Annotated in this window: 28 protein-coding genes; 11 read left to right on the top strand and 17 right to left on the bottom strand. The window is 35.3% G+C overall.

Annotation, left to right across the window (positions count from 1 at the left end; genetic code table 11):
- Positions 1 to 39: 39 nt before the first annotated feature.
- Both RM706_RS14325 and RM706_RS14320 read right to left on the bottom strand, forming a co-directional pair.
- Positions 40 to 1,080: a lysophospholipid acyltransferase family protein gene (locus tag RM706_RS14325; protein WP_311353010.1), complete on the bottom strand. Its 1,041-nt coding sequence runs from the start codon at positions 1,078 to 1,080 to the stop codon at positions 40 to 42.
- A gap of 8 nt (positions 1,081 to 1,088) precedes the next feature.
- Positions 1,089 to 2,006 (bottom strand): bile acid:sodium symporter family protein, encoded by a 918-nt coding sequence (locus tag RM706_RS14320; RefSeq protein ID WP_311352747.1) that lies wholly within the window; start codon positions 2,004 to 2,006, stop codon positions 1,089 to 1,091.
- A gap of 195 nt (positions 2,007 to 2,201) precedes the next feature.
- Here RM706_RS14320 and RM706_RS14315 point away from each other — a divergent pair, with 195 nt between their 5' ends.
- Genes RM706_RS14315 through RM706_RS14300 form a run of 4 tightly spaced genes read left to right on the top strand, consistent with a single transcriptional unit; the run spans position 2,202 to position 5,317 of the window.
- On the top strand, positions 2,202 to 3,848 hold the full coding sequence (locus RM706_RS14315; RefSeq protein WP_311352745.1) for a DUF885 family protein: 1,647 nt from the start codon (positions 2,202 to 2,204) through the stop codon (positions 3,846 to 3,848).
- A gap of 55 nt (positions 3,849 to 3,903) precedes the next feature.
- The gene (locus RM706_RS14310) at positions 3,904 to 4,464 is read left to right on the top strand and encodes a thioredoxin family protein (RefSeq protein WP_311352743.1); all 561 of its coding nucleotides are present in this window, start codon (positions 3,904 to 3,906) and stop codon (positions 4,462 to 4,464) included.
- Positions 4,449 to 4,787, top strand: a complete 339-nt coding sequence (locus RM706_RS14305) for a cupin domain-containing protein (RefSeq protein ID WP_311352741.1) — start codon at positions 4,449 to 4,451, stop codon at positions 4,785 to 4,787. The genes RM706_RS14310 and RM706_RS14305 overlap by 16 nt, the downstream gene beginning before the upstream one ends.
- A gap of 8 nt (positions 4,788 to 4,795) precedes the next feature.
- Complete coding sequence (locus RM706_RS14300; protein ID WP_311352739.1) at positions 4,796 to 5,317, top strand: GNAT family N-acetyltransferase; 522 nt, start codon at positions 4,796 to 4,798, stop codon at positions 5,315 to 5,317.
- Here the strand turns inward: RM706_RS14300 and RM706_RS14295 are convergent, their stop codons facing one another.
- Positions 5,318 to 5,860, bottom strand: a complete 543-nt coding sequence (locus RM706_RS14295; protein WP_311352737.1) for a YfiT family bacillithiol transferase — start codon at positions 5,858 to 5,860, stop codon at positions 5,318 to 5,320.
- 153 nt (positions 5,861 to 6,013) lie between these two features.
- Between RM706_RS14295 and RM706_RS14290 the strand changes: the two genes are divergently transcribed.
- Both RM706_RS14290 and RM706_RS14285 read left to right on the top strand, forming a co-directional pair.
- Positions 6,014 to 6,652, top strand: coding sequence for a peroxiredoxin (locus tag RM706_RS14290; RefSeq protein ID WP_311352735.1), 639 nt, complete (start codon positions 6,014 to 6,016; stop codon positions 6,650 to 6,652).
- An 85-nt stretch (positions 6,653 to 6,737) separates the two neighbouring features.
- Complete coding sequence (locus tag RM706_RS14285; protein WP_311352733.1) at positions 6,738 to 6,932, top strand: cold-shock protein; 195 nt, start codon at positions 6,738 to 6,740, stop codon at positions 6,930 to 6,932.
- A gap of 467 nt (positions 6,933 to 7,399) precedes the next feature.
- Here the strand turns inward: RM706_RS14285 and RM706_RS14280 are convergent, their stop codons facing one another.
- The 3 genes from RM706_RS14280 to RM706_RS14270 all read right to left on the bottom strand — a co-directional run bounded on the left by RM706_RS14280 (position 7,400) and on the right by RM706_RS14270 (position 10,845).
- On the bottom strand, positions 7,400 to 8,332 hold the full coding sequence (locus RM706_RS14280; RefSeq protein WP_311352731.1) for a peptidylprolyl isomerase: 933 nt from the start codon (positions 8,330 to 8,332) through the stop codon (positions 7,400 to 7,402).
- Positions 8,333 to 8,569: 237 nt separating this feature from the next.
- Complete coding sequence (locus RM706_RS14275; RefSeq protein ID WP_311352729.1) at positions 8,570 to 9,964, bottom strand: M20/M25/M40 family metallo-hydrolase; 1,395 nt, start codon at positions 9,962 to 9,964, stop codon at positions 8,570 to 8,572.
- Positions 9,961 to 10,845: a PPK2 family polyphosphate kinase gene (locus RM706_RS14270; protein ID WP_311352727.1), complete on the bottom strand. Its 885-nt coding sequence runs from the start codon at positions 10,843 to 10,845 to the stop codon at positions 9,961 to 9,963. The genes RM706_RS14275 and RM706_RS14270 overlap by 4 nt, the downstream gene beginning before the upstream one ends.
- Positions 10,846 to 11,015: 170 nt before the next feature.
- Between RM706_RS14270 and RM706_RS14265 the strand changes: the two genes are divergently transcribed.
- Positions 11,016 to 11,732, top strand: coding sequence for a hypothetical protein (locus tag RM706_RS14265; protein ID WP_311352725.1), 717 nt, complete (start codon positions 11,016 to 11,018; stop codon positions 11,730 to 11,732).
- Here the strand turns inward: RM706_RS14265 and RM706_RS14260 are convergent, their stop codons facing one another.
- The 10 genes from RM706_RS14260 to RM706_RS14215 all read right to left on the bottom strand — a co-directional run bounded on the left by RM706_RS14260 (position 11,733) and on the right by RM706_RS14215 (position 21,246).
- Positions 11,733 to 12,896 (bottom strand): sigma-54-dependent transcriptional regulator, encoded by a 1,164-nt coding sequence (locus RM706_RS14260; RefSeq protein WP_311352723.1) that lies wholly within the window; start codon positions 12,894 to 12,896, stop codon positions 11,733 to 11,735.
- A gap of 8 nt (positions 12,897 to 12,904) precedes the next feature.
- Positions 12,905 to 13,786 carry a DUF6268 family outer membrane beta-barrel protein gene (locus RM706_RS14255; protein ID WP_311352721.1) on the bottom strand — a complete coding sequence of 294 codons (882 nt, stop codon included), beginning with the start codon at positions 13,784 to 13,786 and terminating at the stop codon, positions 12,905 to 12,907.
- Between the two features lie 5 nt (positions 13,787 to 13,791).
- Positions 13,792 to 14,694, bottom strand: coding sequence for a mechanosensitive ion channel family protein (locus tag RM706_RS14250; protein ID WP_311352719.1), 903 nt, complete (start codon positions 14,692 to 14,694; stop codon positions 13,792 to 13,794).
- A 3-nt stretch (positions 14,695 to 14,697) separates the two neighbouring features.
- Positions 14,698 to 16,038 (bottom strand): ABC transporter permease, encoded by a 1,341-nt coding sequence (locus RM706_RS14245; protein WP_311352717.1) that lies wholly within the window; start codon positions 16,036 to 16,038, stop codon positions 14,698 to 14,700.
- Positions 16,035 to 16,967 (bottom strand): ABC transporter ATP-binding protein, encoded by a 933-nt coding sequence (locus RM706_RS14240; protein ID WP_311352715.1) that lies wholly within the window; start codon positions 16,965 to 16,967, stop codon positions 16,035 to 16,037. Before RM706_RS14240 ends, RM706_RS14245 begins: the two co-directional genes overlap by 4 nt.
- A gap of 218 nt (positions 16,968 to 17,185) precedes the next feature.
- On the bottom strand, positions 17,186 to 18,301 hold the full coding sequence (gene dnaJ / locus RM706_RS14235; RefSeq protein ID WP_311352714.1) for a molecular chaperone DnaJ: 1,116 nt from the start codon (positions 18,299 to 18,301) through the stop codon (positions 17,186 to 17,188).
- A 9-nt stretch (positions 18,302 to 18,310) separates the two neighbouring features.
- Positions 18,311 to 18,883: a nucleotide exchange factor GrpE gene (locus tag RM706_RS14230; RefSeq protein ID WP_311352712.1), complete on the bottom strand. Its 573-nt coding sequence runs from the start codon at positions 18,881 to 18,883 to the stop codon at positions 18,311 to 18,313.
- A gap of 133 nt (positions 18,884 to 19,016) precedes the next feature.
- The gene (locus RM706_RS14225) at positions 19,017 to 19,976 is read right to left on the bottom strand and encodes a TIGR01777 family oxidoreductase (RefSeq protein ID WP_311352710.1); all 960 of its coding nucleotides are present in this window, start codon (positions 19,974 to 19,976) and stop codon (positions 19,017 to 19,019) included.
- Between the two features lie 126 nt (positions 19,977 to 20,102).
- Positions 20,103 to 20,774 carry a tRNA (5-methylaminomethyl-2-thiouridine)(34)-methyltransferase MnmC2 gene (gene mnmC2, locus RM706_RS14220; RefSeq protein WP_311352708.1) on the bottom strand — a complete coding sequence of 224 codons (672 nt, stop codon included), beginning with the start codon at positions 20,772 to 20,774 and terminating at the stop codon, positions 20,103 to 20,105.
- A gap of 1 nt (position 20,775) precedes the next feature.
- A complete protein-coding gene (locus RM706_RS14215) occupies positions 20,776 to 21,246 on the bottom strand; it encodes a DUF4920 domain-containing protein (protein ID WP_311352706.1) in 471 nt (156 codons plus the stop codon).
- A 106-nt stretch (positions 21,247 to 21,352) separates the two neighbouring features.
- On the opposite strand from RM706_RS14215, the gene RM706_RS14210 reads away from it, so the two are divergent.
- Entirely contained in the window at positions 21,353 to 22,417 is a 1,065-nt protein-coding gene (locus RM706_RS14210) for a branched-chain amino acid aminotransferase (RefSeq protein ID WP_311352704.1), read from the top strand.
- 24 nt (positions 22,418 to 22,441) lie between these two features.
- Here the strand turns inward: RM706_RS14210 and RM706_RS14205 are convergent, their stop codons facing one another.
- On the bottom strand, positions 22,442 to 22,828 hold the full coding sequence (locus RM706_RS14205) for a pyrophosphohydrolase domain-containing protein (protein WP_311352702.1): 387 nt from the start codon (positions 22,826 to 22,828) through the stop codon (positions 22,442 to 22,444).
- Positions 22,829 to 23,461: 633 nt separating this feature from the next.
- Between RM706_RS14205 and crcB the strand changes: the two genes are divergently transcribed.
- The 3 genes from crcB to RM706_RS14190 all read left to right on the top strand — a co-directional run bounded on the left by crcB (position 23,462) and on the right by RM706_RS14190 (position 25,720).
- Positions 23,462 to 23,833, top strand: a complete 372-nt coding sequence (crcB, locus tag RM706_RS14200) for a fluoride efflux transporter CrcB (protein WP_311352700.1) — start codon at positions 23,462 to 23,464, stop codon at positions 23,831 to 23,833.
- A 264-nt stretch (positions 23,834 to 24,097) separates the two neighbouring features.
- Entirely contained in the window at positions 24,098 to 24,436 is a 339-nt protein-coding gene (locus tag RM706_RS14195; protein WP_311352698.1) for a P-II family nitrogen regulator, read from the top strand.
- Positions 24,437 to 24,463: 27 nt separating this feature from the next.
- Complete coding sequence (locus tag RM706_RS14190) at positions 24,464 to 25,720, top strand: ammonium transporter (RefSeq protein WP_311352696.1); 1,257 nt, start codon at positions 24,464 to 24,466, stop codon at positions 25,718 to 25,720.
- The last annotated feature ends 103 nt before the right edge of the window (positions 25,721 to 25,823 follow it).

The following is a 25,823-nucleotide window of genomic DNA, read 5'->3' as shown; positions in this document are numbered from 1 at the left end:
AACGTATTTTGGGATGATACGAACAAACTGCTTATAATACTATTTTCTTCTGTGGTATGATGTAGCAATACCAAATTTAACAAGTGCCAAATTCAAAACAGCATGTCCAATAACAATAAGACATGCTGTTTTTACATTATAGGTATATATCGAAACGGCTATGGCTATGGTATAAAAAAATGGGTATGCCACCATACAATAACCAAACCGAAAAGTTCCCATGAATTCTGCTTCGGGTACTTTAGGCTTTAGTAATATTCGCCACAGAAATACCTGGGGTAGGTTAATCAAATAAAATATTCCTCGTGTTAAGGTTAATAAAACCGAAGGTTGATATTTTGGAAGATTTTTAATTTCTATACTACCTTTTAGAAACGCATTAATTTTCTTAGGATACAGATAATCAACATACTGTAACGCTAACTTTTTGACAATGACCCCGTATTGTAATTCATCTTCAATATGAGTGGTCAAAACTTCTATTCTTTTTGCAACTTCTGTTTTTATGGTTTCTTTTTCAGAAACATTCAGAAAATCTTTAACTCGTATAGGTTTTCCAAAATTCAGGGCTGCTCTATCACCCATTTCAGTTGGAGTTTGATAATTTTGCCCGATAGGTATAATATGGACATCCAAATTAGGATTTGTATTGAGTGCACTAAAAAGTATGCGTGTAAAGCCTTTACTTAGAGGTCTTACCCGTCGTTTCAAGTTATGATTTGCCTCAGGAAAAAGTAAGATAGCTTTACCTTCATTGAGCAGTTCACCACACTTATTAAAAATCACTTCATTCTTTAACAGCGACGACTTACCGTCCCTCAGCCGATATACGGGTAACATTTGCAAGAAGTAAAAAAAAGGTCTAAAAAAATGATTTTTAAAAATATCTGCTCGCGCCAAAAAGTAAGGCTTTCTTGAACAATTGATGGCAATCAATAATATGTCCAAAAGTGCATTTTGATGGTTTGACAAAAAAAGTATTGGTTTGTCTTTAGGAATATTTTCAATTCCTACAATCTTTATCTTCTTATAGTAGGAAAAAAGCCCTAGAGATATCCAATATTTAATAAGATAATACACCAGCCTTTTCAAACTAATTTTTCCTTTTTATTAGGTTCATAGCTCCAAACTCCTGCCAAAACAAGCCCTGATACCAAATGCCAAATTCCCCAAAAAGCCGTCAAAATTGCCATTCCGCCCAATCCATCGAAAAAAGTAAAAATTAGAAGAAGTCCTAAACCAGAATTCTGTATTCCTGTTTCGATAGTAATACTCCGAACATTGTTTCTAGAAAAACCCATAAGCCTTGCCAGAGAATAGCCACTTAAAAAGGCAACGATATTATGCAGAACTACCAACCAAAACACATAAAAAACATAGTCTAAAAAAACACCCCTGTTTTTGTATAATGCCAAAAAAATTAGCGCCACAAAAAACACCAAAGAACCCAGCTTAAAATATCTAGACATTGTCTTTGCAAAAACAGGTCTCATATAATTAACCCACATACCCAATACTAGTGGTAGCCCTAATAATAAAGAGACGAGTTTTATCATTTTTAGTGGTGCTATGTCAACTTCAGTTAAAATTGCCCCTGTAGGCTCATATAAGCTTCCCCAAAACTGTAAATTCATGGGCGTCATAAAAATAGCTAAGAGGGTCGCTATTGCTGTTAAGGTAACTGATAATGCAGCGTTACCCTTAGCTAAGTGCGTAATAAAATTAGAAATATTACCGCCCGGGCAGGCAGCCACCATAAACATACCTAAAGCAATACTGGGAATAGGATTAGTAATCAAGACTAATAAATAGGTTATTAAGGGCAATAAAACAAACTGGCTAAAAACCCCAGTAATTACCAATTTTGGACTTCGAATTAGTTGTTTGAAATCGCTTACAGAAATTTCAAGAGCTATGCCAAACATCACTAAAGCTAAAGCAACATTTAACGTCCAAAGAGTATTTGAATCAAAATTGATATGGACGTTATCTATGAGTTGCTCCAAAAAGTAAAATTTTACAACAAGCAATATAATGCAACTTTTTCTGAATCGGATATTATATAATTAAGTGAGCTTTCTAGTAACTTTGATTCGTGCTTGAGAAAAAAACCAGAATTATCAACTTCTCAGGTTTAATTAATTTCTTATCTTTTTGAAACTAAACAAGAACAAGCTTGTTTTGACAAACAAAAAAGTAAAATGAAACAGTTTTATTTATTGGCGACAATTATTTTGGTTCCCATATTACTCTTTGGTTTTTCAACCAATGACGACCCTTCTATCAATTCACATGAGGAACTCGTTAATCTTTTCAAAGAATGGCGAACATTTGAAAACCCTCCTAAATTAAACGGGGTTCCAGACTATTCTCTTGAATCTTTTGAGAAACGTTGGCCCACGTTTAAAGCTTTAGAAACTAAATTAGTTAAAATAGATACTACCGATTGGTCAATCGCCCAAAGAGTAGATTGGCATATTGTACGAGCCGAAATGAACGGTTATGATTTCAATCATAAGATATTAAAACCTTGGGTCCGCGATCCTGCCTTTTACAAAGTTATATGGATGAGCCGCAGTGACGTACCAGCACATGAAGGCCCTACAAATCACACTACTATTGAGATATGGACTTATGATTTTCCGCTCGATAATCCATCAAGAGAAAAGCTCTTGACTGATTTAAATAAAATTCCAGAATTCTATCGACAAGCAAAACAAAATTTAACTGGTAATGCAAGAGATTTGTGGGTTACAGGAATCAGAGATATCAAAAACCAATCAAAGAATCTAAAAGCTATTCGTGAATGGGAATATCTCAAAACGGACAAAAAGCTCATCAAAGCTATTGATACTGCAATAGAAGCCACTAATGAGCTGGCCAATTGGCTTGAAAAAGAGGGAGAGAAAAAAACAGGGCCTTCGGGCATAGGTAAGGAAAACTACACTTGGTATCTACAAAATGTTCATTTGGTTCCCATGACTTGGGAAGATGAAGTACAACTTTTAAAGCGTGAATTAGCAAGAGCCTGGTCCGCTTTAAAATTAGAGGAACACCGTAATAGAAACTTACCCAAGCTTAAGGCTGCTTCAAACCCCGAAGAATTTCAAGAAATGACCGAAAAAGCAGCCGATGATTTACTGCAGTTTCTGGCAGTCGAAGACATTGTAACGGTAAAAGATTATTTTAAACCTGCACTTTATGCCCACCTAGGAACTTTTATCCCTGAAGAAAAACGAAACTTTTTTGAAATAGGAAGGCATTATCACGCCGGGCCTTTATACTCACATTTTTACCATTGGTTTGAACTTGCTAGAATGGATATCGAACCCCATCAAAGCGAGATTAGAAAAGGTGCGTTGCTCTATAATATTTTTGATTCTAGAAATGAAGGTATGGCAACCGGTGTGGAAGAAATTTTTATGGATGCAGGGCTTTATGACGATAATCCTAGGGTTCGAGAAATTGTTTATATTATGATTGCACAACGTGCCGCACGAGGTCTTGGCTCTTTATATGCTCATGCTAATCAAATGACCATGGAAGAAGCGGGCGGAATCCATTCTGAATTTACGCCTAGAGGATGGATGAAAACGGAAAAAGAACTTTTAATATTTGAACAGCATCTGTATCTCAGGCAACCTGGGTACGGAACCAGTTATATTACAGGAAAGTACTTAATGGAATCTGCAATGGCTGATTTTGCAAAAATGAAAGAAGCTGAAAGTAAAGAATTTCGACTTAAAGACTTTTTCGATCAATTGAATACTATAGGTAACATTCCAATTAGTTTAGGACATTGGCAAATGACGGGTGTCAATAATCACTTAAATCAAATCAATAATTAATTTATAGAAACAAAGTTGACCGAAGTACTTTAGTTTGAAGCTAAATTGTTATGATATGGCACGTACACCGAGTAATATGCTGCCTTTAGGCACTAAAGCCCCTGACTTCTCATTGTTCGATACGGTAAGTGAACAAACCTTGAGTCTACAAGAATCAAAAGGAGAAAAAGGAACAGTCATTATGTTCATTTGTAACCATTGCCCTTTTGTAATACACGTAAACCCAGAGCTAGCTAAACTAGGGGACGAATATCAGAAAAAGGGTATTGGTTTTATTGCAATCTCAAGTAATGATGTAGAAAACTATCCACAAGATGCCCCACATTTAATGGCCAAAACGGCAAAAAAAGCAGGGTATTCTTTTCCATATTTATATGATAAAACCCAAATAATTGCTAAAAACTATGATGCAGCTTGTACTCCAGACTTCTATTTGTTCAATGATGATTTAGATTTGGTTTATCGCGGTCAATTAGATGATTCAAGGCCGGGTAACGGAATTCCTTTAACCGGCAATGATTTAAGAAATGCTTTGGACAATCTATTGATGGGAAAAACCATTTCAGAAAACCAAAAACCTAGTATTGGTTGCAATATTAAATGGGTGATGAATTAGTCATGAAAATAAATCCTGAAGAGGCTTTACAAAAGCTTACCAATCAAAGTAGCCAATTTTTGAAGTTGTTCGAACATGGAACCTTATCATTAGAAATCTACAAGCCAGAAAAATTTGATTTACAACAGCCCCACTCTCGCGACGAAGTTTATGTCGTCGTCTCTGGCACTGGTGAGTTTATAAATGGAAATAATAAGACCACTTTTGCTCCTGGTGATTTTCTTTTTGTTCCTGCTGGTGTGAACCATCGTTTTGAAAATTTTACTGAAGACTTTTCTACATGGGTCATCTTTTACGGTCCAGAAGGTGGAGAAGCTAATTGAATTTCAATATGAACATCAATTTCATATCAGTTACTACAGAAAATCTAACTCGATATATAAATGTAGGTGTTCAATCATATAAAGAACATTATTTACATCTTTGGAAAAATTCTGACCCAACACCTTTTATAAATGCTTTTCTAACCAAAGAACCTATATACAATGCGCTAAGAGACCCTCTTCAACTTCTCTATATTATTACAACAGACGGAACGGACCTTGGTATTCTAAATGTGACCTTAAATGCCAAAGAAGGCTTCTTTTTATCACCTAACAACCTGCTTATCAATAAAATATACCTTTTAAAGGCATATTCAGCATCTGGTATTGGAACAAAAGCACTAGAGTTTGTCAATAACTTAGCACAAACACATCAAAAAGAATTGGTTTGGCTATATGCTATGAAAAAAGGCAAGCCACTACAGTTTTATAAAAAACATGGCTACCAAATTGTTCAGGAAGCCTTTATTGAACTTCCCCATGTGCTTGAGAAAGAAAAAGAAATGTGGTTGATGGCTAAAAAAGTATAATTACCAGCCTTCCCTATTAATTAAATTCTCAATATGGGTGAGGTGATGGGTACCATGCCAAGCATACCTACCAATGTTCTCTTTTAAAGTTGATTCTTCATTTCCATCAGGATGAGTGAATTTGCGCTGTAAATCTTCTTGAGAAAGTCCTTTTAATAAATAAACCAATTTTGCATGCACAGCACTTAAATGATTTAATGACATTTGAATTGGCGCTATTTTAGCATCAAAAAGATTTGACCATTCTTTTTCAAAATACGGTTTAATTATAGGGTTATCTTCTGTCAGTGCCCATTTAAATCGAATATAACTATGATGATGGCTATCAGAAATATGGTGCACCAATTGCCTTACTGACCAACCTTGTGGTCGGTATGGAGTATTTAATTGTGTTTCGGAAAGTCCACTTACCATATTACTCAAACGTTGCGGTAAATGCTCTAAAATTGATATCCATTCTGACAATTGGTCTTCGGAAATAGGACTAGGAATTTTATATTTTCCAATAGGGTAGCGTAATTCTTCTAAGTTGTATTTTTCCATGCATAAAAATACCAAACTTTGTTTTTTAAACTGATCAAAATCATAGTTTGAAACAAAATTTTAATAGATTTTTAACCGCTATAAAATCATCTTAGGTTTTTAATCCACTAATTTTATAGAGTATTCAAATTTATAAATCAAAAATCAAGAAAAATGGCAACATTACGATTGGGCGATACAGCACCAGATTTTACGGCAGAAACTTCGCAAGGAACACTAAATTTTTATGATTATTTAAGTGATGGTTGGGGCATATTATTTTCACATCCAGCGGATTTCACTCCAGTTTGCACGACCGAGTTAGGTACTGCTGCTAAATTTAAAGTAGAGTTTGACAAACGTAAAGTAAAAATGATGGCACTAAGTGTTGATGGCACCAACTCTCATAACGAATGGATAAAGGACATTAATGAAACTCAAAAAACAACGGTCAACTTTCCTATTGTTGCTGATGAAGATAGAAAAGTTTCTGATTTATATGATATGATTCACCCAAAGGCTGATAATAATTTGACAGTTCGTTCGGTATTTATTATCGCACCCGATAAGACTATAAAATTGATTTTGACTTATCCTGCCTCAACAGGTCGTAATTTTCATGAGCTATTGCGAGTAATTGACTCTTTGCAGTTAACTGCTTATCATAAAGTAGCTACACCTGCCAATTGGAAAAATGGTGAAGATGTAGTCGTAAGTCCTGCTATTCCTACTGCTGAGGCAAAAGAAATCTTCGATAAAGGAGTCGATGTAATTAAGCCCTATTTGAGGATGACGCCTGACCCGACAACCTAAATTTTACCAAAAATTAACATAAAGTGATTCATTGTCAACAAATTAAACGTACCTTTGCAGCTCAAATTAATTTTTATTTTTTATTATGAGTAAAGGAACAGTAAAATTCTTCAATGATTCTAAGGGCTATGGCTTTATTACTGAAGAAGGTTCAAACACAGATCACTTCGTACACATTTCAGGTTTAATCGATGAGATTAGAGAAGGTGACAATGTAGAATTCGAACTACAGCAAGGTAAAAAAGGATTGAACGCCGTAAATGTACAAGTTATAGATTAAGGTTAACAGCACACTTTTTTATATGAAAGCCCCCACTTTTTAGTTGGGGGCTTTTTGTTTGTATTTTGTTGAAGGTTTGCGCAACTAAAATAGATTTTAGCGTCTAAAAGTTAAACAATTTTAGTTTCCCCCTTAAATTAACACAACATGATTACTTTTTTGGGTATTCTTTTAAGCCTACTTGCCATCAATTTGGCACTTTTATTTATAAGTGTTAGTGGTTCTAAAAAATAAGTAGGGTTTTTCTCCGTTTAATTGTTATAAGTGAAAGATTCTTTCACTCTAAATAACCACAATCCAATGAATACTTTTTTTACGATTTTACTTTTCTTGCTCGCTATCAACTTATTTCTGTTGTTCTTGAGCGTGAATAGGGCAAAATAAAAAAGCCCCTAATAAGAAGGCTTTTTATTATTTAGTAGCTATGAACAACTCATAAACAGGTTTTCTAAACACTGATTTCGTCTTTATTTTACGTCCATTAATTCGACATCAAATATTAGAGTGGCATCTGGAGGAATAACACCGCCGGCACCAGCTCTTCCATAACCAAGATGCGAAGGAATCACAAAACGTGCTTTATCACCGACTTTTAATAATGCAATACCTTCATCCCAACCAGAAATCACTTGGCCGACACCTAATTGAAAATCAATAGGCTTGTTTCTTTTAAACGAAGAATCAAATATTTGACCATCGGGTAGGCTTCCCTCATAATGAACAGATACTGTTTTCCCTTTTTCAGCTTTTACGCCAGAACCGGTCTGTATCATCTTGTAGCGTAACCCAGATTCGGTCTTATCAAAGCCAGCAGCTAGTTCTTCCATGGCAGCCTCGGCTTGTGCTTTTTGCTCTGATATCCTTTTTTCTCTGGCACCTTCAAAAGTTCTAAAAGATTCAATTGCTGTAAACTTTTCGGCTTCCTCTCCTACTCTAATTATCTCAAGACTTTCAATGACATCACCTTGGTCAACTATATCAACAACTTCCTGTCCACTCTCAACATGACCAAAAACGGTATGTTTATTGTCTAACCAAGGTGTAGGTACGTGGGTGATAAAAAATTGACTCCCGTTAGTGCCGGGTCCAGCATTGGCCATAGAAAGTACACCAGGTTCTGAATGGTTTAAGTCTGGATGAAACTCATCATCAAACTGATATCCGGGACTACCCGTTCCAGTCCCTTGTGGACATCCGCCTTGAATCATAAAATCTGGAATCACTCTATGAAATTTAAGACCGTCGTAGTAAGGATTACCTTGTGGTTTTGCCTCATTTTCCATATTACCCTCAGCTAAAGCAACAAAATTACCCACCGTACCAGGTGTTTTATCATGAGTTAATTTAACTAAAATCTCACCTTTTGTTGTATTAAATTTTGCGTATATACCGTCTTGCATTTTGCTCATTTTTATTAAGCGGCAAAGGTAGTGCTTTACTATGAATAGCAAAAAATTCACATATACTATAACTCATCTAAAAGTGAACATCTAGCCTAAAAATAGACCGAGCAAGGTGACGTTCCTTCAAACAGATGTATATGTTTACAAGCTCATTGTGGGGAGCCTTATGAAATAAATTATAAGAACATAATAATCAATTAGAATAGATTCAAAAACGAAAAAGTGGTTAATTATTTAGCCCTTGACCTTCTTTTGAACTCCGAAACCATATTTATCTACTAAATAAATTAAACTGGTCATTGTAGCAGCACCAAGCTCTAGTTCACGTTTATTCACATGCTCAAAAGTATCATTTTCTGCATGATGATGATCAAAATAGCGCTGAGAGTCTGGCCGTAAGCCTGCCAAAACCAAACCTTCGTCTTTTAAAGGTCCAATATCAGCGCCACTACCTCCCTTTATAAACATATGTATTAAATAGGGTTCAAAAAGTTTTTTCCAACCTTCAACCTGAGCAAAATCTTCATCAGAACAATCAAAAGAAAATCCGCGAGGAGTGAATCCACCTGCATCACTTTCCAATGCGAAAACATGATTTTCATTTTTACTTTTCGCCACTTCTGCATATTTATTACCACCCCTAAGACCGTTTTCTTCATTCATGAACAAAACCACACGAATAGTTCGTTGAGGCTGATACCCACTAGCTTTAATCAAACGAAGTACATCCATACTTTGCACAACGCCTGCTCCATCATCATGTGAACCATCTCCCAAATCCCAAGAATCTAAATGACCACCTACGACCATAATTTCATTTGGGTACGTCGATCCTTTTATCTCACCAATAACATTATAAGACTCAACATCATCAAACTGTTTACAGTTCTGTTTAAAATAAAAGTTAATCTCAGGGTTTAACTGAAGGGTTGTACTCAATAAATCAGCACCTTTCGTACTTATTGCCGCAGCAGGAATTCGGTTTTGAACTGGTGTATCACCATAACTCATGGATCCTGTATGCGGATAATCATCTAATCTAAGATTCATAGAACGTACAATAATTCCTATAGCTCCGTATTTGCCAGCTTCAGCTGCACCCGAATAACGCTGATTTACACAACCAGAATAAGCACTAAAAGTACTGATTTCAGTAGGGTCCATTGGGCGGTTATAAAACACTATTTTACCCTTAATTTTTTCTGAGCCAAGTTTTTCTAAATCTTCTATTCCGTTAACTTCTATAACATTGGCTTTGATTCCTACATCTGGTGTAGCAACAGACCCCCCCAAGGCACAAATAGGGACATTAGTGGTTAGACCCGGTTTGGTTTCTATATAGGCAAATTCAGGCGTGCCTCTCACCCATTTTGGCACCATCACAGGCTGCAACCAAACCCTATCCAATCCCAAAGAGTCCAATTGATTTTGTGTGTATTCAACAGCTTGCTGAGCCTGCACTGAACCAGATAGTCGACCCCCTATTTGATTTGATAAATAATTGAGCCAATCGTAGGCTTTACCTTCTGTCAGGGCCATATCGTAAATTGCCTTCATTTGCCTTTCATCTTCCGTTTGCGAAAAAATACTACTTATGGCAAAAAGTGTAATTAGGAGCGTAATTCTCATTCTTTTTCTTTTTCTAATTCTTGTTTAAAGATTTCTAAATTAGACTTTATTTCATCATCAAGCTCTGGCTCTTGAACATCTTTGTATTTTTTTAACGATTGTAATAAAATGGAAGCAACTAAAACACGTGCTGCTTTTTTATTGTCTGCTGGAATAATGTACCAAGGTGCATGGGGTTTTGAGGTTTTATTGATGGCCTCTTCATAACAAACCTGATATTGATTCCAAAGTTTTCGTTCTTTTAAATCACCAGGGGAAAATTTCCAATTCTTTTGTTTTAGTTCTAGTCGTCTTAATAAACGTTGACGTTGTTCTTCTTTTGAAAGATGCAAAAAGAATTTAAAGATTAGGGTACCATTTTCCACAATGTGTCGTTCAAAATCATTAATCTGTCTATATCTTCTTTCCCAAAACGCTTCATTTATATCTTCTACGCTATCCACACCTGGAATATTCTCTCCCAAAATATATTGCGGGTGAACTTTGGTGACCAAGACATTTTCATAATGGGTTCGATTAAAAACACTAAATTTTCCACGTTCTGGTAGTGCGATATAATGTCTCCATAAATAATCATGATTCAACTCTAATGATGTGGGTACTTTAAAACTATGCACCTCTACACCACGTGCATTTAGTTCTTTAAAAACTTCACGTATCAAACTATCTTTACCTGCCGTGTCCATTCCTTGTAAACATACTAGTACTCCGTATTTACCATGTGCGTACAAAGTATCTTGAAAAGAGGCAAGTTCTTCACTAACCTCTTTTAGCTCTTTCTTTAGAGCTTTGTTCTCCAACCCAAAATCAACATTAGTAGAACGGTCAGAAAGTTTTGTTGGGCCATCAACCCGGTAAGAATCTATACTAATATTATCCATAGATAGAAATATAAGCAATTTTGATGATTTAAATGCAAACAGCTAAATGACGCAATTCATCGATTTTTTAAGAAAATCTTTCATTTCAAAGTAAAAAAAAGGGTTTTAAACGATAGAATTTTAATTCGCTAACACCCTGAAGTACCTTTGAAACACCAAATCATACTTTTATGAAAACCTACAGAAGAGCTGTGCTTGTCATAGCTGCTGTTTTAGGGCTTTTAGCTCTTTGGATAATGGCGTCGTTTACTACCTTGAATGCTTGTGCATTTGCCAATCAGCATACTGAGTTTATTAAAGACCAGACTCAACTTGCCATAAAAGCCGATAACTTCGAAAAGGCTAAATATTATGCTTACAAAGCTTTAAGAGGAATCAATAATACCAAAAAGAACTTCAAAGATTGTGGTTGTGAAAATGCCCTTAAAAACATAACTGAAGCAGAAAAAAATCTAAAGGTAGCTACTAAATCAAAATCGTTTGAAGACTCTAAAACATTTTTAGAGATTGCTATGAAGAATACTTTAAACAGTATAGAAGCTTTAGAAGAATTTGAAAATAATGACCAAAGTGAATATGGAGACGACCTTTTGGTACTTAACACCAAACAAGTGCTGAACGATCAAGGTGGAGTACTTTTATCAAAAGCCAAACAACTTCGCGAGACTATGAATCAAAGTCTTGCCGAGTTTGAAAATTCTTTAGATAAAGTTATACAATATGTAGACTGCCCAGATGCTTTTAACTTCATATCAAAAATTCATACTAAAACTAAAGAGCAGCTTAGGAAAGGCTCGCATTCAGAGGCCAAAATTTATTATCATAAAAGGGTGAAAGAGATTACTTATGATGCTTTAACACGCTTAAATGGCTGCCCTGTAAAGTAATTATTTACTTGCAAATAGTTTTACATCATCTTCATTGACCTCGTTACCCCCTAAAATTATAAGCCGCTCCACTACGTTTCTCAATTCACGAACATTACCTGTCCAATCATAGCCTTTTAATAGATTCACTGCTTTCTTAGAGAAGGCTTTTATCACCGTACCTTGCTCTTCCGCTATTTTATTTGAAAAATGTTCAATCAATAAAGGAATATCATTACGCCTGTCATTCAATGACGGGACTTTAATCAAAATAACAGCAAGACGGTGGTATAAATCCTCACGAAACTTTCCATCTTGAATCTCTTTCTTTAAATCCTTATTCGTAGCGGCAACCACGCGAACATCAACCTTGATGTCTTTGTCAGTTCCAACCCTAGAAATTTTATTTTCTTGTAGTGCGCGCAGAACCTTTGCTTGTGCGGACAAACTCATATCACCAATCTCATCCAAAAAAATAGTCCCTTTATTTGCAGCTTCAAACTTACCTGCTCTGTCTTTCACTGCTGATGTAAATGCACCTTTAACATGTCCAAAAAGCTCACTCTCAATAAGTTCAGACGGAATTGCAGCACAGTTCACTTCAATAAACGGAGCAGATGAACGTTGACTTTTTTCATGCACCCAATGGGCGACCAGTTCTTTACCTGTACCATTTGAACCTGTAATAAGTACTCTGGCATCAGTTGGAGCCACCTTTTCAATCATGTCTTTAATGATATCTATTTCTGGACTTTCGCCAATCATTTCATAATTCTTACTGACCTTCTTCTTTAGAATTTTGTTTTCGACTACTAGTTCTTTCTTATCAAGTGCATTACGCACTGTGGTCAACAATCTATTCAAATCTGGTGGTTTTGAAATATAATCGAAAGCTCCAAGACGCATGGTATTAACGGCAGTATCTAAGTCGCCATGTCCAGAAATCATAATAAAAGGAATTTCAGGTTTTATTTTCTTAGCAGCTTCCAAGACCTCAACTCCATCCATTTTAGGCATTTTAATATCGCAAAGCACCAAATCAAAATCATCTTTTTTTATGGTTTCCATGCCTTTTACGCCATCTTCAGCCTCAGAAACTTCATAACTATTATTTTCTTCACTTAATATTTTGACCAAAACCCTTCTAATGGCTGCTTCATCCTCAATTACTAATATTTTTGACATGTCTTCTTTTAAAAGATTGATATTTTAAATCCTGTTCTAAGATAAAAATTTGCCTCACTATTTAATAAAAATGTTCTATCACGACGGTCATTTCTCAAAATACCTTCTTGAATAAATGATCGGCCACCTAAAACATATAGTGACATCATTTTGGTGATGTTGTATTGATATCCCACTATGCCTACGAGTGCGGATAATGAAATTTTTGAACCCACCATATTATCGGGTAATTCTATGTCGTCTTGAACATTTATAAAGTATCCATCCAATAACAGTGCCATTTGTATCGTATTCTTTTTGTTTGGATGATATTTAAAGTTCATTTTAGGAATTCCTAACGTATATGACCAATTCGGGTGGAACCTTTTATAATAACTTACTAAAGGCAGAGGAATTGGAAGTCCAGTGGTGCTGTTAAATGACAGTCCTAAGACGATTCTAAAAGGTTTTTCTACATTCTTTTTTTCTTTCCAAAGTGTTGCAGTTGCATTGAAGAAAAAGTCATCGGATATAATACCATTAGTAAAGTTAGACGCAAATCTGGGGGTGAGAATACCTATAAATCGCCAATTTTCATTCCATTTTGTAATATATCCTAGATTCATATCAATAATATGAAACTTCTGAAGCTCACTTTTATCAAATGGCAGTTCTCTAGAATAATCAACATCAAATTGATTGTATTCTGCCCCAATTACTAAATAATTATTAGTATTTACTTTAATTGGTGCATTTAGAAGAAACTTATAACGTGAAGTCTGAATACCTGTGTCATTTTCAGGTATTCTAAGGTATTCGACCCTGACTAGATCCGTACTTTGAGAGAAAGTTGATAATGACAGTGTCAATATCAAGATTAAGTAAGCGTTTTGAAGGGTTTTTTTTACCATTATGGCTACTGGTCAGAACTTTTTATATGCTGAAATAGATGTACATCGCGTTGCGGGAATGGAATTCTAACGTTATTTACCCTAAACTTAGTATCAATTGCGTAGCGAATACTACTCTTTATTTTAGGATCTCCAAAACTATCATTGGTATAAAAGTTAACAGAAAAAAGGAGGGCCGAATCTCCAAAATCTTCAAATAATACAAAAGGCTTGGGGTTTTTCAATACTCCCTTTTGTTCATTGACAACTTGTGTTAGTAGTCGAGTGACCAGTTCTACATCGCTTCCATAAGCAACTCCAACACTTACCTTCTCTCTAGTCGTTTTATGATTTTGGGTATAATTATGAATGATATCGCTGATAAACTTATGATTAGGGATAATAATGACTTTATCATCTCGCGTCAATGCACGTGTAGTGCGTAACTTTATCTCAAAAACCTTACCCACTTTTCCTTCTACTTCGACAATATCACCTACCCTTAGCGACTTGTCCACAATAATAAAAACACCTCCAATGATATCTTGAAATAATTCTTGTAAAGCCAAGCCCAAACCAACGAAAAGAGCTGCTGAAGCCGTAAGTATTACGGTTACATTAATACCTGCAGCACTCATAGTTAAGAGAATGACCACCAAATAAACCACATATTTAATAAACTTAAAGATGCTGATAAATTTGAGTTTATCTTCTTGGTCCATTTTTCGAGTGAAAAACCTTCTAACCCATTTTAATACAAAACCGGTTAAAAAAAACGCTACTGTAAGCAGTAACAAAAGCCCTATTGTAATATGAATAGAATTTGAACCCTCACCATAATGAAACCCCCAATTAAGAAAATCTTGAATAGAACCCCAAATGTCTTTTTCTATGATTTCTTGTATGTCTTTTGCTTTATCTTGAATCATCAATTAATATTTGAGCCATTTAAATAACTCTCGATAGGTAGGCTTTTTTCCATACATTAAAATTCCTATCCTGTAAATCTTCGCCGCTAACCAAACGATACCCAAAAAGGTAGTGATTAATAACACAATACTGGTTAAAAATTGCCATAAAGGCACACCACCTTCCCCAATTCCACCTGGCAATCGCATTAACATAACTATGGGCGAAGTTAACGGGAATAATGAGAAACCTACTGCTATCGGCCCATGCGGATTGCTGAAAACCGAAAAGAAACCTACATAAATTGCCAACATTAAAGGAAGAATAATGGGAAATATAAACTGTTGTGTATCTGTTTCATTATCCACTGCAGCTCCAATAGCTGCATAGATGGAGCTATAAATAAGATAACCTAAAATAAAATAGAGCACAAAAGAACTTAGTAACAATATCCATGGAATTTTGAAAAGCTCTTCAGCATATTTTTGCATTTCATTATCTGAAGACTCTGGTATTACTGCCATATTTACCATGGCATTTTGCTCCATCATTGGGTTTGCGTTCAACGCATTCAAATCAATATCAAGCAATAGCATGGCAACAAAGAGCAATAGGGATGCGGAGAAAATCCAAATGGCAAATTGTGTAATCCCAGCTAAAGAAGTACCTATAATTTTGCCAAGCATCAATTGAAAAGGCTTTACAGAAGAAATAATTACTTCGATAATACGACTGGTCTTTTCTTCAATAACACTTCGCATTACAAAGCCTCCATAAATAATGATAAACATCATAATAAGGTAACCAAACCCACCCCCAATAACAGCTTTTATCTCGTTAATACCTTTTATATTTTGCTGCCCATCAAAAGTTGAAGTTTTCATCTCGAAGTCTCCTTCTATATCAGCAAAGTCCTTTGCCGAAACCCCTAATTCTTGTAACCTGCCTTGACGCAATCTATTTTGAAAAATAGTCTCTACTCGTTCTAGTATTGTGCTTACTGGACTTTCCTTTGTGTATAAAAAAGCATTGTTGGCCGTAGCCTCCAAGCCATCTTTTTTAGGAATGTACAACAATCCATAATTACCCATAGAAAGAGTAGAATCTTTGGCTTCATCAAAGGTTACATTTCTTAAATCAATATATGAAATACTCTCTGTTTGATTAAATGAGTTCGAAAAATAATCACTTTCGTTTAACACTGTAATGATGCGTTTTTCACTATCATTCACTTTGGTCAAAAATGCAATTAATACAATCATACCTACCATCAAAATGGGACTTAAAAAAGTCATAATAACAAAAGACTTGTTCCGAACCTTCGCCAAATACTCTCTCTTGATAATTAGCTTAAGCTTGTTCATTTATCTTTTGTCTTTACGGTCTGTATAAAAATATCGTTGGCCGTAGGTATTACCTCTTCAAAATGATTAATCGTTCCATTTAAAGTCAGTTGATTTAATACAGCCGTGGTATCTGTATTGGGTAATTGCAACGTAAAATCAAGCTGCATTTCTACATTGTCATAGGTGTCATCAGAAATTTTGAATTTAGTTTTGAATTGTTGTATTATTTTTTCGCCATCATTCTTCACATTCAGACCAACTCTAAAAATATTGTTCTTATAGGCTTTTTTTATATCACTTAATTTTCCATCCAAGACCTTTTCAGATTGGTGCAACAGGGTAATATAGTCGCATAATTCTTCTACCGATTCCATACGATGGGTAGAAAAAATGATAGACGTACCTCTCTTCTTTAACTCTAAAATTTCATCTTTTATCTTATTGGCGTTTATAGGATCAAAACCGCTAAAAGGCTCATCAAAAATTAACAGTTTTGGTTCATGCAAAACCGTTATGATAAACTGTATTTTCTGTGCCATGCCTTTAGAGAGTTCTTGTATCTTTTTGTTCCACCAATCTCCAATTTCTAGGCGTTCAAACCAGTATTTCAATCTCTTTTTTGCTTCAGTTTTTGAAAGCCCTTTTAATTGTGCTAGATATAAAACTTGTTCACCCACCTTCATACTTTTGTATAAGCCGCGCTCTTCAGGAAGGTATCCTATTGTGGCAATGTGTTCTGGGGCTAAAGGACACCCCTCAAACAAAATCTGGCCAGAATCTGGGTATGTAATTTGGTTTATTATTCTAATTAAAGTGGTTTTCCCTGCACCATTGGGGCCTAAAAGACCATAGATACAGTTCTCAGGAATTTCAAGGGAAAAGTTGCTCAGTGCTGTATGCTCTCCAAATTTTTTGGAAACATTTTCAGCAACAAGAATGTGGCTCATGCAATCAATTTTATCAAAGATACATCTATTTAAAAATCGGCAAACAATATAGTATAATTGAGGTATATGTTCTTCCCTTAATTAAGTTCTAAAACACAAAACCCACCCTTAATGAATCAAGGATGGGAAAAAAATTGCTATGAAAAAGAAAATTAGATGCTGAGTACAGCATCTATGTCAAATATACGTTTTTTATTTAATTAGCAATAGTAAAACTGTTAAGAGAACATATCTTTTACTTTTTCAAAGAAAGACTTATCGGATTTTTCTGGTTTTGGTTCAAAATTATCATCATTCTGCATACGCTCAAAAAACTCCTTTTGCTCCCTATTTAATTCTTTAGGGGTCCAAACATTTACATGCACCAAAAGATCACCACTGCCATAACCATTAAGGCTTTGAATCCCTTTACCTCTCAATCTTAAAATTTTACCTGATTGAATACCTGCTTCTAACTTTATTCTAACCGCACCACCAACAGCATCAATCTCTTTTGAGCTACCTAAAACTGCTTCTGAAAAACTAATGTACAAATCGTAATGAAGGTTATCGCCTTCGCGCTTTAGGGTCGCATGCTCCTCAGTTTCTATAGCTACCAATAAATCGCCGGAAATACCATCACCTGGTGCACCATTACCTTTACCAGAAACCTTTAACTGCATACCTTCTTCTACCCCAGCGGGAATCTTAATGGAAACAGTTTCTTCAACTACTTTTAGACCTTGGGCATCCGCATCACTGGGTCGTTTATCAATTGTTTGGCCAGCACCTCCACAAGTATTGCAGGTAGCCGCTGTTTGCATGCGTCCAAGAATGGTATTTGTGATTTTAGTCACTTGTCCACTTCCATTACAAGTAGAGCATGTTTTATAAGTAACACCATCGGCCTGAACCTTTCTTCGCACTTTTACTTTTTTCTCAACACCGCTAGCTACTTCTTCAAGGGTCATTTTCACTCGAATTCTAAGGTTACTCCCTTTCACCCTTCGCTGACCTCCTCCAAAACCGCTGAAACCACCAAAACCGCCGCCGCCAAAAGCACTGCCAAAAATATCACCGAATTGACTGAAGATATCGTCCATATTCATACCGCCGCCGCCAAAGCCACCACCTTCAAAGGCAGCATGACCGAATTGGTCATATTTACCACGTTTATCTGGATCACTCAATACTTCATATGCTTCAGCAGCTTTTTTAAACATTTCCTCAGCCGTTGAATCACCCGGATTCTTATCTGGGTGGAACTCAATAGCTTTCTTGCGATAAGCTTTCTTTATCTCAGCCGCAGTTGCGCCCTTTGAAACTCCCAGTATTTCGTAAAAATCTTGCTTCATAAGATTGTATTAATTACCTACCACAACTTTTGGATGGCGAATGATTTTGTCCCCCAGTTTAAAACCCTTTTCAATGACGTCTATGATTTTTCCTTTCAATTTTTTATCAGGGGCTGGTATTTGTGTAACAGCATCATGAATTTCTGCGTCGAAAGCATCTCCTTGTCCAACCTCCATTTCAGAAAGCCCTTTGTTTTTTAAGGTTTCTCGAAACTTATTATTGATAAGCTCAACACCCTTAAAAAGCTCATTATCTTCTGATTTTGAAATTTCTTTTAAGGCTCTGTCAAAATCATCAAATATTGGTAACATCGACACAATCACATCTTGCCCTGCGGTTTTGAAAAGATCCATGCGTTCTTTTGAGGTACGCTTTTTAAAGTTTTCAAACTCTGCAAAGAGTCTTAAAAACTTATCTTTTTCTTTGGCAAGGTCCTCTTTTAGTTGGTCTTCAACAGATAATAACTCTTCTATATTTTCAACACCTTCATTATTATCTTCAGCGTTAAGTTCAGTCTCTTCAACGGGTTGTTTTTGTTCTAACTCTTCCTCCATTTCTTGAACCTTACTTTTCTTGCTCATAAGTATAAAATTTAATTTTCAAATGTAAGATGGCAAAAGTACTGCCAATTGTACAAAAATGTCAAAATGTCATCAACAAATACAAAAAAATCCGCTATTAGCGGATTCTTTATTTTATCTAAATGCCATATGGTTAAGCAAACTCTTTACTATAATCGGAAACCCTTGTTTGCGTATCAGAATTTTTATGATATATTGCCTCTAACGCCTTGCAAATATTGAGGTGGTGAAATTGAAAACCTTTTTTCTCAATACGCTTGCTACTAACCCTTTGACTTGCAAATAATAAATAGGCCATTTCACCCAACAAGAACTTCATTACAAACTCAGGAACATTTGGCAATATTAATGGACGTCTTAAGGTCTTTGCCAATTCAATGGTCATTTTACTATTTGTAACTGGATTAGGCGCAACACCATTAAAGGTACCCGATAACTGGTTTAATGATACAAAAAGAAACATTCTTGCCAAGTCTTCAATATGAATCCATGATTGCCATTGTTCGCCGGCACCAAATGCGGACCCAACATAATTTTTTATAGGTTTTGCCATTTTAGGTAGTGCCCCACCTTCTTTAGAGAGCACTAAACCAATACGTATTTTGGAAACCTTGAAACCGAAATCATTAAAGCTATCTATTTCATCTTCCCAAACCTTAACAACATTGCCCAAAAAACTATCATCTATTTGGTCTTCATCTTCAGTATATAATGTTGATAAAGAAGTAGGATAGATACCAACTGCCGAGGCGGAAACAAAAGATTCAATTTGTGAGAAATTCCTTTGTTTTAGACCTTTTTTTAGCGTTTTTAAACTATTTACACGACTATTTAGCACCTCATTTTTATGGGATTCCGTCCATCTTTTTGAAATAGTTGCTCCAGCCAAATTAATTATAGTTGAAACATCTACAAAACAGTTATTGTCTATTTCAAATTTTTCAGGACTCCAATGGTATCCTTGATAGTCTTCCTTAATAACTATCTTATTTTTTCTTGTAGTCAAATAATTGACTTGAATTCCCTTGGCATGTAATTTCTTAACAATGGCATTGCCCACCAGTCCTGTAGCCCCTGTAATCAAAACCTTCATTCCATCATTTTTAATAAAGATAACTGTTTTAAATCGCTGATTAAGAGGTCTTAATTTAGGTTTAACACTATTGTTTAAAGTTTATGACTTTTTAAGAGCTAAACTATTTAAAGTAGAAAAGTCTTATTATAACAATCTGCTTTTAACCCCACGTAACATTTCGCGTTTACCGGGCGGACCAGGAAGTCTTTCCACCTTGAAACCGACCTCTTGCATTGCCCTTCTGACACTGCCCTTTGCAGAATATGTCACCAATATACCATTCCAATCCAATGCCGTGTACATTTTTTGAAAAATAGTCACCGTCCAAAGTTCTGGTTGTACTCTGGCACCAAAAGCATCAAAATAGATAAGGTTGAACAAACCAACATCAGAAATCGTACTAAAGTCTTTCCTCTGTTTGGTAAGATTAAAGGCAGAGGTAACTGCTATAGGTTTATTCCAATCTGAATTGTGCATTGATGAAAAAGCCTCTTGAAAATCTGAAGCGTTTAGCATGTCAATATAATTCAACTTCCGAATTTCATTTTCTAAAACTGGATAAGCTTCAACACCAACATAATTTATACCTAACCCTAAATTTTTAGATTCAATTAAACTAATCAAAGCATTGAGGCCTGTACCAAATCCAATTTCCAAAAGGTTTATATGTCGGTTCTGAAAACATTTAAGACCATGCTCAATAAAAACATGATATGCTTCTTGGATAGCACCATGTTTAGAATGGTATTGTTCGTTCCAATCTTCTAAATGTATGGTTTTTGAACCATCCGAAGTAATGATGATTCTCCTTTTCAATTTATTTTTCAATTAATACACCGTCAGCCTCAAACCTTAGTGTTTTTCTTGGTTTTGTGATTTTGGCAATTGCTTCTTTGGTTGCTCCTTTATCTTCAGCATAATGTTTTTGCTCATCAACAGACATTTCCTCAATGAAGGCTTTTCCATTCATTACTACATCCTTTTGAGCAGCATCTTTGGGTACAAAGAAATCATAATCTTTAAATTTCACAAATACTTGATCACCATTATCCAAATCAACCTTCATCCAACAACCTTTTGCTTGACAGACCTCGGCAATTTCGCCTCTAATCTGTGTTGAAATAGTATCCGTTGCATTTAAACTTTCATAAACTTTCCATTCAGAACCAGTTTCTTCAAATTTTTCGAAAGTAGTACCAAACTTGTCATATGATACATTACTCTGTGCAAGTCCATATCTGTTCATTACAACTAAGAATATCACAATCAAAATGTTAAAAGTTTTCATATCTAAAAAAAGTTTAATTTGTATTGGCCCTGGCGGCCATTTAAAGTTACAAAAAGGAAAAAATCTTAACAGAAATAGCTAATTTTATTTTTACAAATGTATTATTATGCAAGTGCAGTTAAAAAACATTGAGGTTGAAAAATCAAAAACTACTAAAATAAATGAGGTAGATTTTGACAATTTAGCCTTTGGCAGTGTCTATTCAGACCATATGTTAGTCTGTGATTACAAAAATGGTGCCTGGGAAACACCTAAAATTATGCCTTACCAACCGATTATTTTAGATCCAGCAGCGAAAATCTTTCATTATGGTCAATCGATATTTGAAGGGATGAAAGCATATAAAGATACTGATGGGAAACCATGGTTATTTAGACCTTTGGATAATCATAAGCGATTGAACATTTCCGCAAAACGGATGGCAATTCCTGAAATACCTGAAGAAACATTTATAGAAGGACTTACAACACTATTACATTTAGAAAAAGATTGGATTCCAACTACTCCCGGCAGTTCCTTATACATTCGTCCATTTGTAATGGCATCTGGTATAGGTTTTCATGCCTCGCCCGCTGATGAATATAAATTTATTATTTGCTGCGCTCCTTCAGGAGCTTATTTTTCTGGAAAAGTTAGTGTTTTGATTGAAGAACAATATTCTAGATCTGCCAATGGCGGCGTGGGTTATGCAAAAGCCGGCGGTAATTATGCTGGTCAATTTTACCCTACTCAATTAGCAATAAAAAAAGGGTACAATCAGGTAATTTGGACCGACGATAATACGCATGAGTATATTGAAGAGGCCGGAGCAATGAACATTTTTATTAGAATCAATGATACTTTAATTACCGGTCCAACTAGTGATCGCATTCTGGATGGTATTACTCGAAAGAGTATTTTAGAAATTGCGGAAGACGAAGGTATTAAAACTGAAGTTCGTAAAATAAGCGTTACGGAAGTTGTCACAGCAGCTAAATCTGGAAAACTAAAAGAAATGTTTGGTGCTGGCACTGCAGCGGTTGTATCACCAATAGCTGCCTTTGGTTATAAAGGAGTTGATTATGACTTACCTGAACTTAATGATGACTATGCTTCTCTTCTAAAAAAACGAATTACAGATATTCAATATAATAGAACCGAAGATAAATTTGGTTGGAGATTTAAAGTTTAAAAAAAAGCACCGATTGGTGCTTTTTTAGTTTTGTAAAATCGTTTCAATGTCCGGTTTAAAATAATTAGGACCTTTTAAGACCTTTCCATCTTCGCGATAAATGGGTTTGCCATTCGCGCCAAGTTTGCTCATATTGCTTCTTTGGATTTCGTTAAATACCTCTTCAATCTTGTACTGCATACCGTGCTCTAAGATAGTTCCACATAAAATATAGAGCATATCACCCAGTGCATCTGCCACTTCTACCAAATCTCCTTCTTTTGCGGCTTCTAAATACTCTTTGTTTTCTTCGTCCATTAAATTAAATCGGAGTTCATTTTTAGCCATGCCCAAGTTTGCAGTTGGCTTTTTTAAAATTCCTAGTCCAAAGGCTTCGTGAAATGACTTTACAGCTTCTATTTTACTTTTCATTAGTTCTGTTTTGCGTTAGCTTTGTATAAAAATATAAAAACTATGTTTTCGACGGGACAATTAATTTTTGCAGGACTTTTTATGTTCACTTTTGCCGTTATTTTATTCATAATGTATAAAAAAGATAATAAGCTCCATACAAAAAACTACAAAGGGGTAAAATGGGTGTTTATTTCTTTTGCAGCTTTCATAATATTCTTATTCGTAATTAAACACTTTCTCAAAAATTAACAGTTTAATTGTACACACCACAAAAATTAACAGTTTGACAACATTCTTTGGTTTTCGCTCGTATACTATAAGAAAACACGTACTTTTGAAGTATCAATTGCAATAGTCAAATGGCAACATTTTTTAGCATTTTATTTATTCTATTATTCATTAACGTTCTATTATTAGTTTTTAGCGTTAACGGAGCTATGGACAGATTTAAAAAGCCGTTCCAAAAAATTTCAGAAAACCCAGTAACGAAACTCTTCCCAAATGGTTATTCTGAAACTAAGTACAAAAAAGCGGTTTAGTTAAGACTTTCTTTTCAAGTACCTCTGACTTTGAATAGTATAAGTGAGGTTTTTATTTTTTTCAAAAATTTATTTTATACGTTTTATTTAAGAAAAAGTTACTTTTGACCTAATGAAGCAGGCCCTTTTGGTTTTTATAGGTGGTGGATTTGGCAGTATGCTTAGGTATATTATTTCTAGATATCTTAATTCATTTTATGAGCACTTTTTCTTAGGCACATTTACTGTAAACATTTTAGGGTGTTTACTGATAGGTTTTTTATTGTCATTTTCATTTAAGGAAAATCTTTTGAGTGAAAACCAACTGCTATTATTGGCTACAGGTTTTTGTGGAGGTTTTACAACATTCTCAACATTTGCCTTAGAAAAACATACCCTTCTAAAGTCTGGTGAGCTGTTGCACTTTTCTGTTTATATGCTTGCAAGTATTGTTGTTGGTATTATGGCAATCGCTTTAGGTATTTGGATAGCAAAGCTATTATAATCATAAATTTTTTACAACTATTCTGTCGGTGTGTTACAGATAACACATCAAACCACTTTCATTGTTACAGATTTCTCATTTAGTAATAACGAAAAATTTCGTTCATTCTTCAATATTTCAATTTTTCTAACATTAAATTAACATACCCCTAAAAAAGAAGGGGTATTTATTTTTATATGATAAAAATTACATTTCATACCCAAATTTATGAAAGGTCAATATTCAATTAACATATATTTGGCTCATTAACTAACAAAATCAATTATGAAAAAAGTCGAGGCAATTATTCGAAAATCAAAATTTGATGAGGTGAAAAAAGCACTTCATGGAATTGAGGTGAACTTCTTCAGTTATTGGGATGTAACTGGGGTCGGAAACGAAAAACAAGGACATGTCTATCGTGGTATTACTTATAGCACCACAGATATACAAAGAAGGTATTTGGTCATTGTAGTATCTGATGAATTTTTAGAAAAAACAGTTGACACGCTTATCAAAACCGCTTCAACGGGTAATGTGGGAGATGGAAAGGTATTTGTTTCTGAAATTACTGAAGCATATAGAATACGAACAGGTGAAAGCGGCCATGCCGGCATTAACTAAACTAACCAACTATTAATAGAATTTATTATGGAAGCAGGATTATTTACAGCAAATAACGTATGGATGATGGTGTGTACCGCTTTGGTATTCTTCATGCATCTCGGATTTTCTTTCTTAGAGATAGGATTGACAAGACAAAAAAACACGGTCAATATTTTATTTAAAAATGTATTTATTATATGTGCAGGACTTTTATTGTACTATATAGGAGGTTTTAACCTAATGTACCCGGGCTTTGAAGATGGCGATATGGGTATTCTTAAATTTGCAGGTTTTGGTATTGCAGCACCTGAAAATGGAATGACTCCTGATTACGCGGATGGCGGCTATACTTGGTGGACAGACTTCTTATTCCAAGGTATGTTTGCCGCAACTGCTGCGACTATAGTATCTGGAGCAGTAGCCGAGCGCGTAAAATTAGGTGGATTCATGATTTTCACAATCATCTATGTCGGCCTAGTTTATCCAATCGTTGGTTCATGGCAATGGGGTGGTGGTTTCTTATCATCACTTTCATACGGTGAAGCTGAAGGTTTTTATGATTTTGCTGGTTCTACCTTAGTACACTCTGTGGGTGGATGGGCTGCTCTTATTGCTATTTATCTTTTAGGCCCTAGAATTGGTAAGTTTGGTGAAGATGGAAAAGCAAAAGCTATACCAGGTCATAATCTGCCATTGGCAGCAGCTGGAGTTTTAATACTTTGGTTAGGTTGGTTTGGCTTTAATGGCGGCTCTGTATTATCTGCAGATCCAGCAGGTACTTCATTGGTCTTGGTTACCACATGTTTAGCGGCGGCGGCTGGTGGTGTTGCAGCATTCTTAACATCATGGGTTAAATACAAGAACTTTGATTTGACCATGTTCCTAAATGGTATTTTAGGTGGACTAGTGGGTATTACAGCTGGGGCAGATCAAATGTCGCCAAATGAGGCGGTAATTATTGGGTTATTGGCCGGTGTGATTATCGTATTTGGAGTTGCTCTTATTGATAAATTAAAACTAGACGATCCAGTGGGGGCTGTTGCAGTACACCTAATTTGCGGTATCTGGGGTACTCTTGCAGTTGGAATTTTTGGTTCACTAGCTGGGCTAGATCAGTTTTTAGTACAATTAGCTGGTGTAGGTGCAGCAGCTACGTTCTGTACGTTGACAGCTTTTATCATACTATTTATTATCAAGAAAGTTGCTGGAATTAGAGTTTCGGAAACTGAAGAAATTGAAGGTTTAGACATTAATGAACATGGAATGGATGCCTATGCTGATTTCAGAATGAATCAACATTAGTATAAAAAACGGAGCGTTTGGCAGAACGCTCCGTATAACATAACCTTTTCACATTTACACATTCAATTAATCAAAAACAACCCTTTTGATAGGGCTATTAATT

Origin of the sequence: Croceitalea rosinachiae (assembly GCF_031846445.1) — a bacterium.
Lineage (GTDB): Bacteria > Bacteroidota > Bacteroidia > Flavobacteriales > Flavobacteriaceae > Croceitalea > Croceitalea rosinachiae.
This window is presented reverse-complemented; position numbering and strand designations above follow the sequence as displayed.

Bases quoted from the DNA above. Each gene is read 5' to 3' on its own strand.
- RM706_RS14245 (WP_311352717.1), bottom strand. From the start codon at position 16,038: ATGAACAAGCTTAAGCTAATTATCAAGAGAGAGTATTTGGCGAAGGTT.
- RM706_RS14240 (WP_311352715.1), bottom strand. From the start codon at position 16,967: ATGAGCCACATTCTTGTTGCTGAAAATGTTTCCAAAAAATTTGGAGAG.
- RM706_RS14310 (WP_311352743.1), top strand. From the start codon at position 3,904: ATGGCACGTACACCGAGTAATATGCTGCCTTTAGGCACTAAAGCCCCT.
- RM706_RS14305 (WP_311352741.1), top strand. From the start codon at position 4,449: ATGGGTGATGAATTAGTCATGAAAATAAATCCTGAAGAGGCTTTACAA.
- RM706_RS14275 (WP_311352729.1), bottom strand. From the start codon at position 9,964: ATGAGAATTACGCTCCTAATTACACTTTTTGCCATAAGTAGTATTTTT.
- RM706_RS14250 (WP_311352719.1), bottom strand. From the start codon at position 14,694: ATGATTCAAGATAAAGCAAAAGACATACAAGAAATCATAGAAAAAGAC.
- RM706_RS14315 (WP_311352745.1), top strand. From the start codon at position 2,202: ATGAAACAGTTTTATTTATTGGCGACAATTATTTTGGTTCCCATATTA.
- crcB (WP_311352700.1), top strand. From the start codon at position 23,462: ATGAAGCAGGCCCTTTTGGTTTTTATAGGTGGTGGATTTGGCAGTATG.
- dnaJ (WP_311352714.1), bottom strand. From the start codon at position 18,301: ATGAAGCAAGATTTTTACGAAATACTGGGAGTTTCAAAGGGCGCAACT.
- RM706_RS14285 (WP_311352733.1), top strand. From the start codon at position 6,738: ATGAGTAAAGGAACAGTAAAATTCTTCAATGATTCTAAGGGCTATGGC.
- RM706_RS14270 (WP_311352727.1), bottom strand. From the start codon at position 10,845: ATGGATAATATTAGTATAGATTCTTACCGGGTTGATGGCCCAACAAAA.
- RM706_RS14260 (WP_311352723.1), bottom strand. From the start codon at position 12,896: ATGTCAAAAATATTAGTAATTGAGGATGAAGCAGCCATTAGAAGGGTT.
- RM706_RS14300 (WP_311352739.1), top strand. From the start codon at position 4,796: ATGAACATCAATTTCATATCAGTTACTACAGAAAATCTAACTCGATAT.
- RM706_RS14295 (WP_311352737.1), bottom strand. From the start codon at position 5,860: ATGGAAAAATACAACTTAGAAGAATTACGCTACCCTATTGGAAAATAT.
- RM706_RS14215 (WP_311352706.1), bottom strand. From the start codon at position 21,246: ATGAAAACTTTTAACATTTTGATTGTGATATTCTTAGTTGTAATGAAC.
- RM706_RS14255 (WP_311352721.1), bottom strand. From the start codon at position 13,786: ATGGTAAAAAAAACCCTTCAAAACGCTTACTTAATCTTGATATTGACA.
- RM706_RS14190 (WP_311352696.1), top strand. From the start codon at position 24,464: ATGGAAGCAGGATTATTTACAGCAAATAACGTATGGATGATGGTGTGT.
- RM706_RS14290 (WP_311352735.1), top strand. From the start codon at position 6,014: ATGGCAACATTACGATTGGGCGATACAGCACCAGATTTTACGGCAGAA.
- RM706_RS14230 (WP_311352712.1), bottom strand. From the start codon at position 18,883: ATGAGCAAGAAAAGTAAGGTTCAAGAAATGGAGGAAGAGTTAGAACAA.
- RM706_RS14280 (WP_311352731.1), bottom strand. From the start codon at position 8,332: ATGCAAGACGGTATATACGCAAAATTTAATACAACAAAAGGTGAGATT.
- RM706_RS14265 (WP_311352725.1), top strand. From the start codon at position 11,016: ATGAAAACCTACAGAAGAGCTGTGCTTGTCATAGCTGCTGTTTTAGGG.
- RM706_RS14210 (WP_311352704.1), top strand. From the start codon at position 21,353: ATGCAAGTGCAGTTAAAAAACATTGAGGTTGAAAAATCAAAAACTACT.
- RM706_RS14205 (WP_311352702.1), bottom strand. From the start codon at position 22,828: ATGAAAAGTAAAATAGAAGCTGTAAAGTCATTTCACGAAGCCTTTGGA.
- RM706_RS14225 (WP_311352710.1), bottom strand. From the start codon at position 19,976: ATGAAGGTTTTGATTACAGGGGCTACAGGACTGGTGGGCAATGCCATT.
- RM706_RS14195 (WP_311352698.1), top strand. From the start codon at position 24,098: ATGAAAAAAGTCGAGGCAATTATTCGAAAATCAAAATTTGATGAGGTG.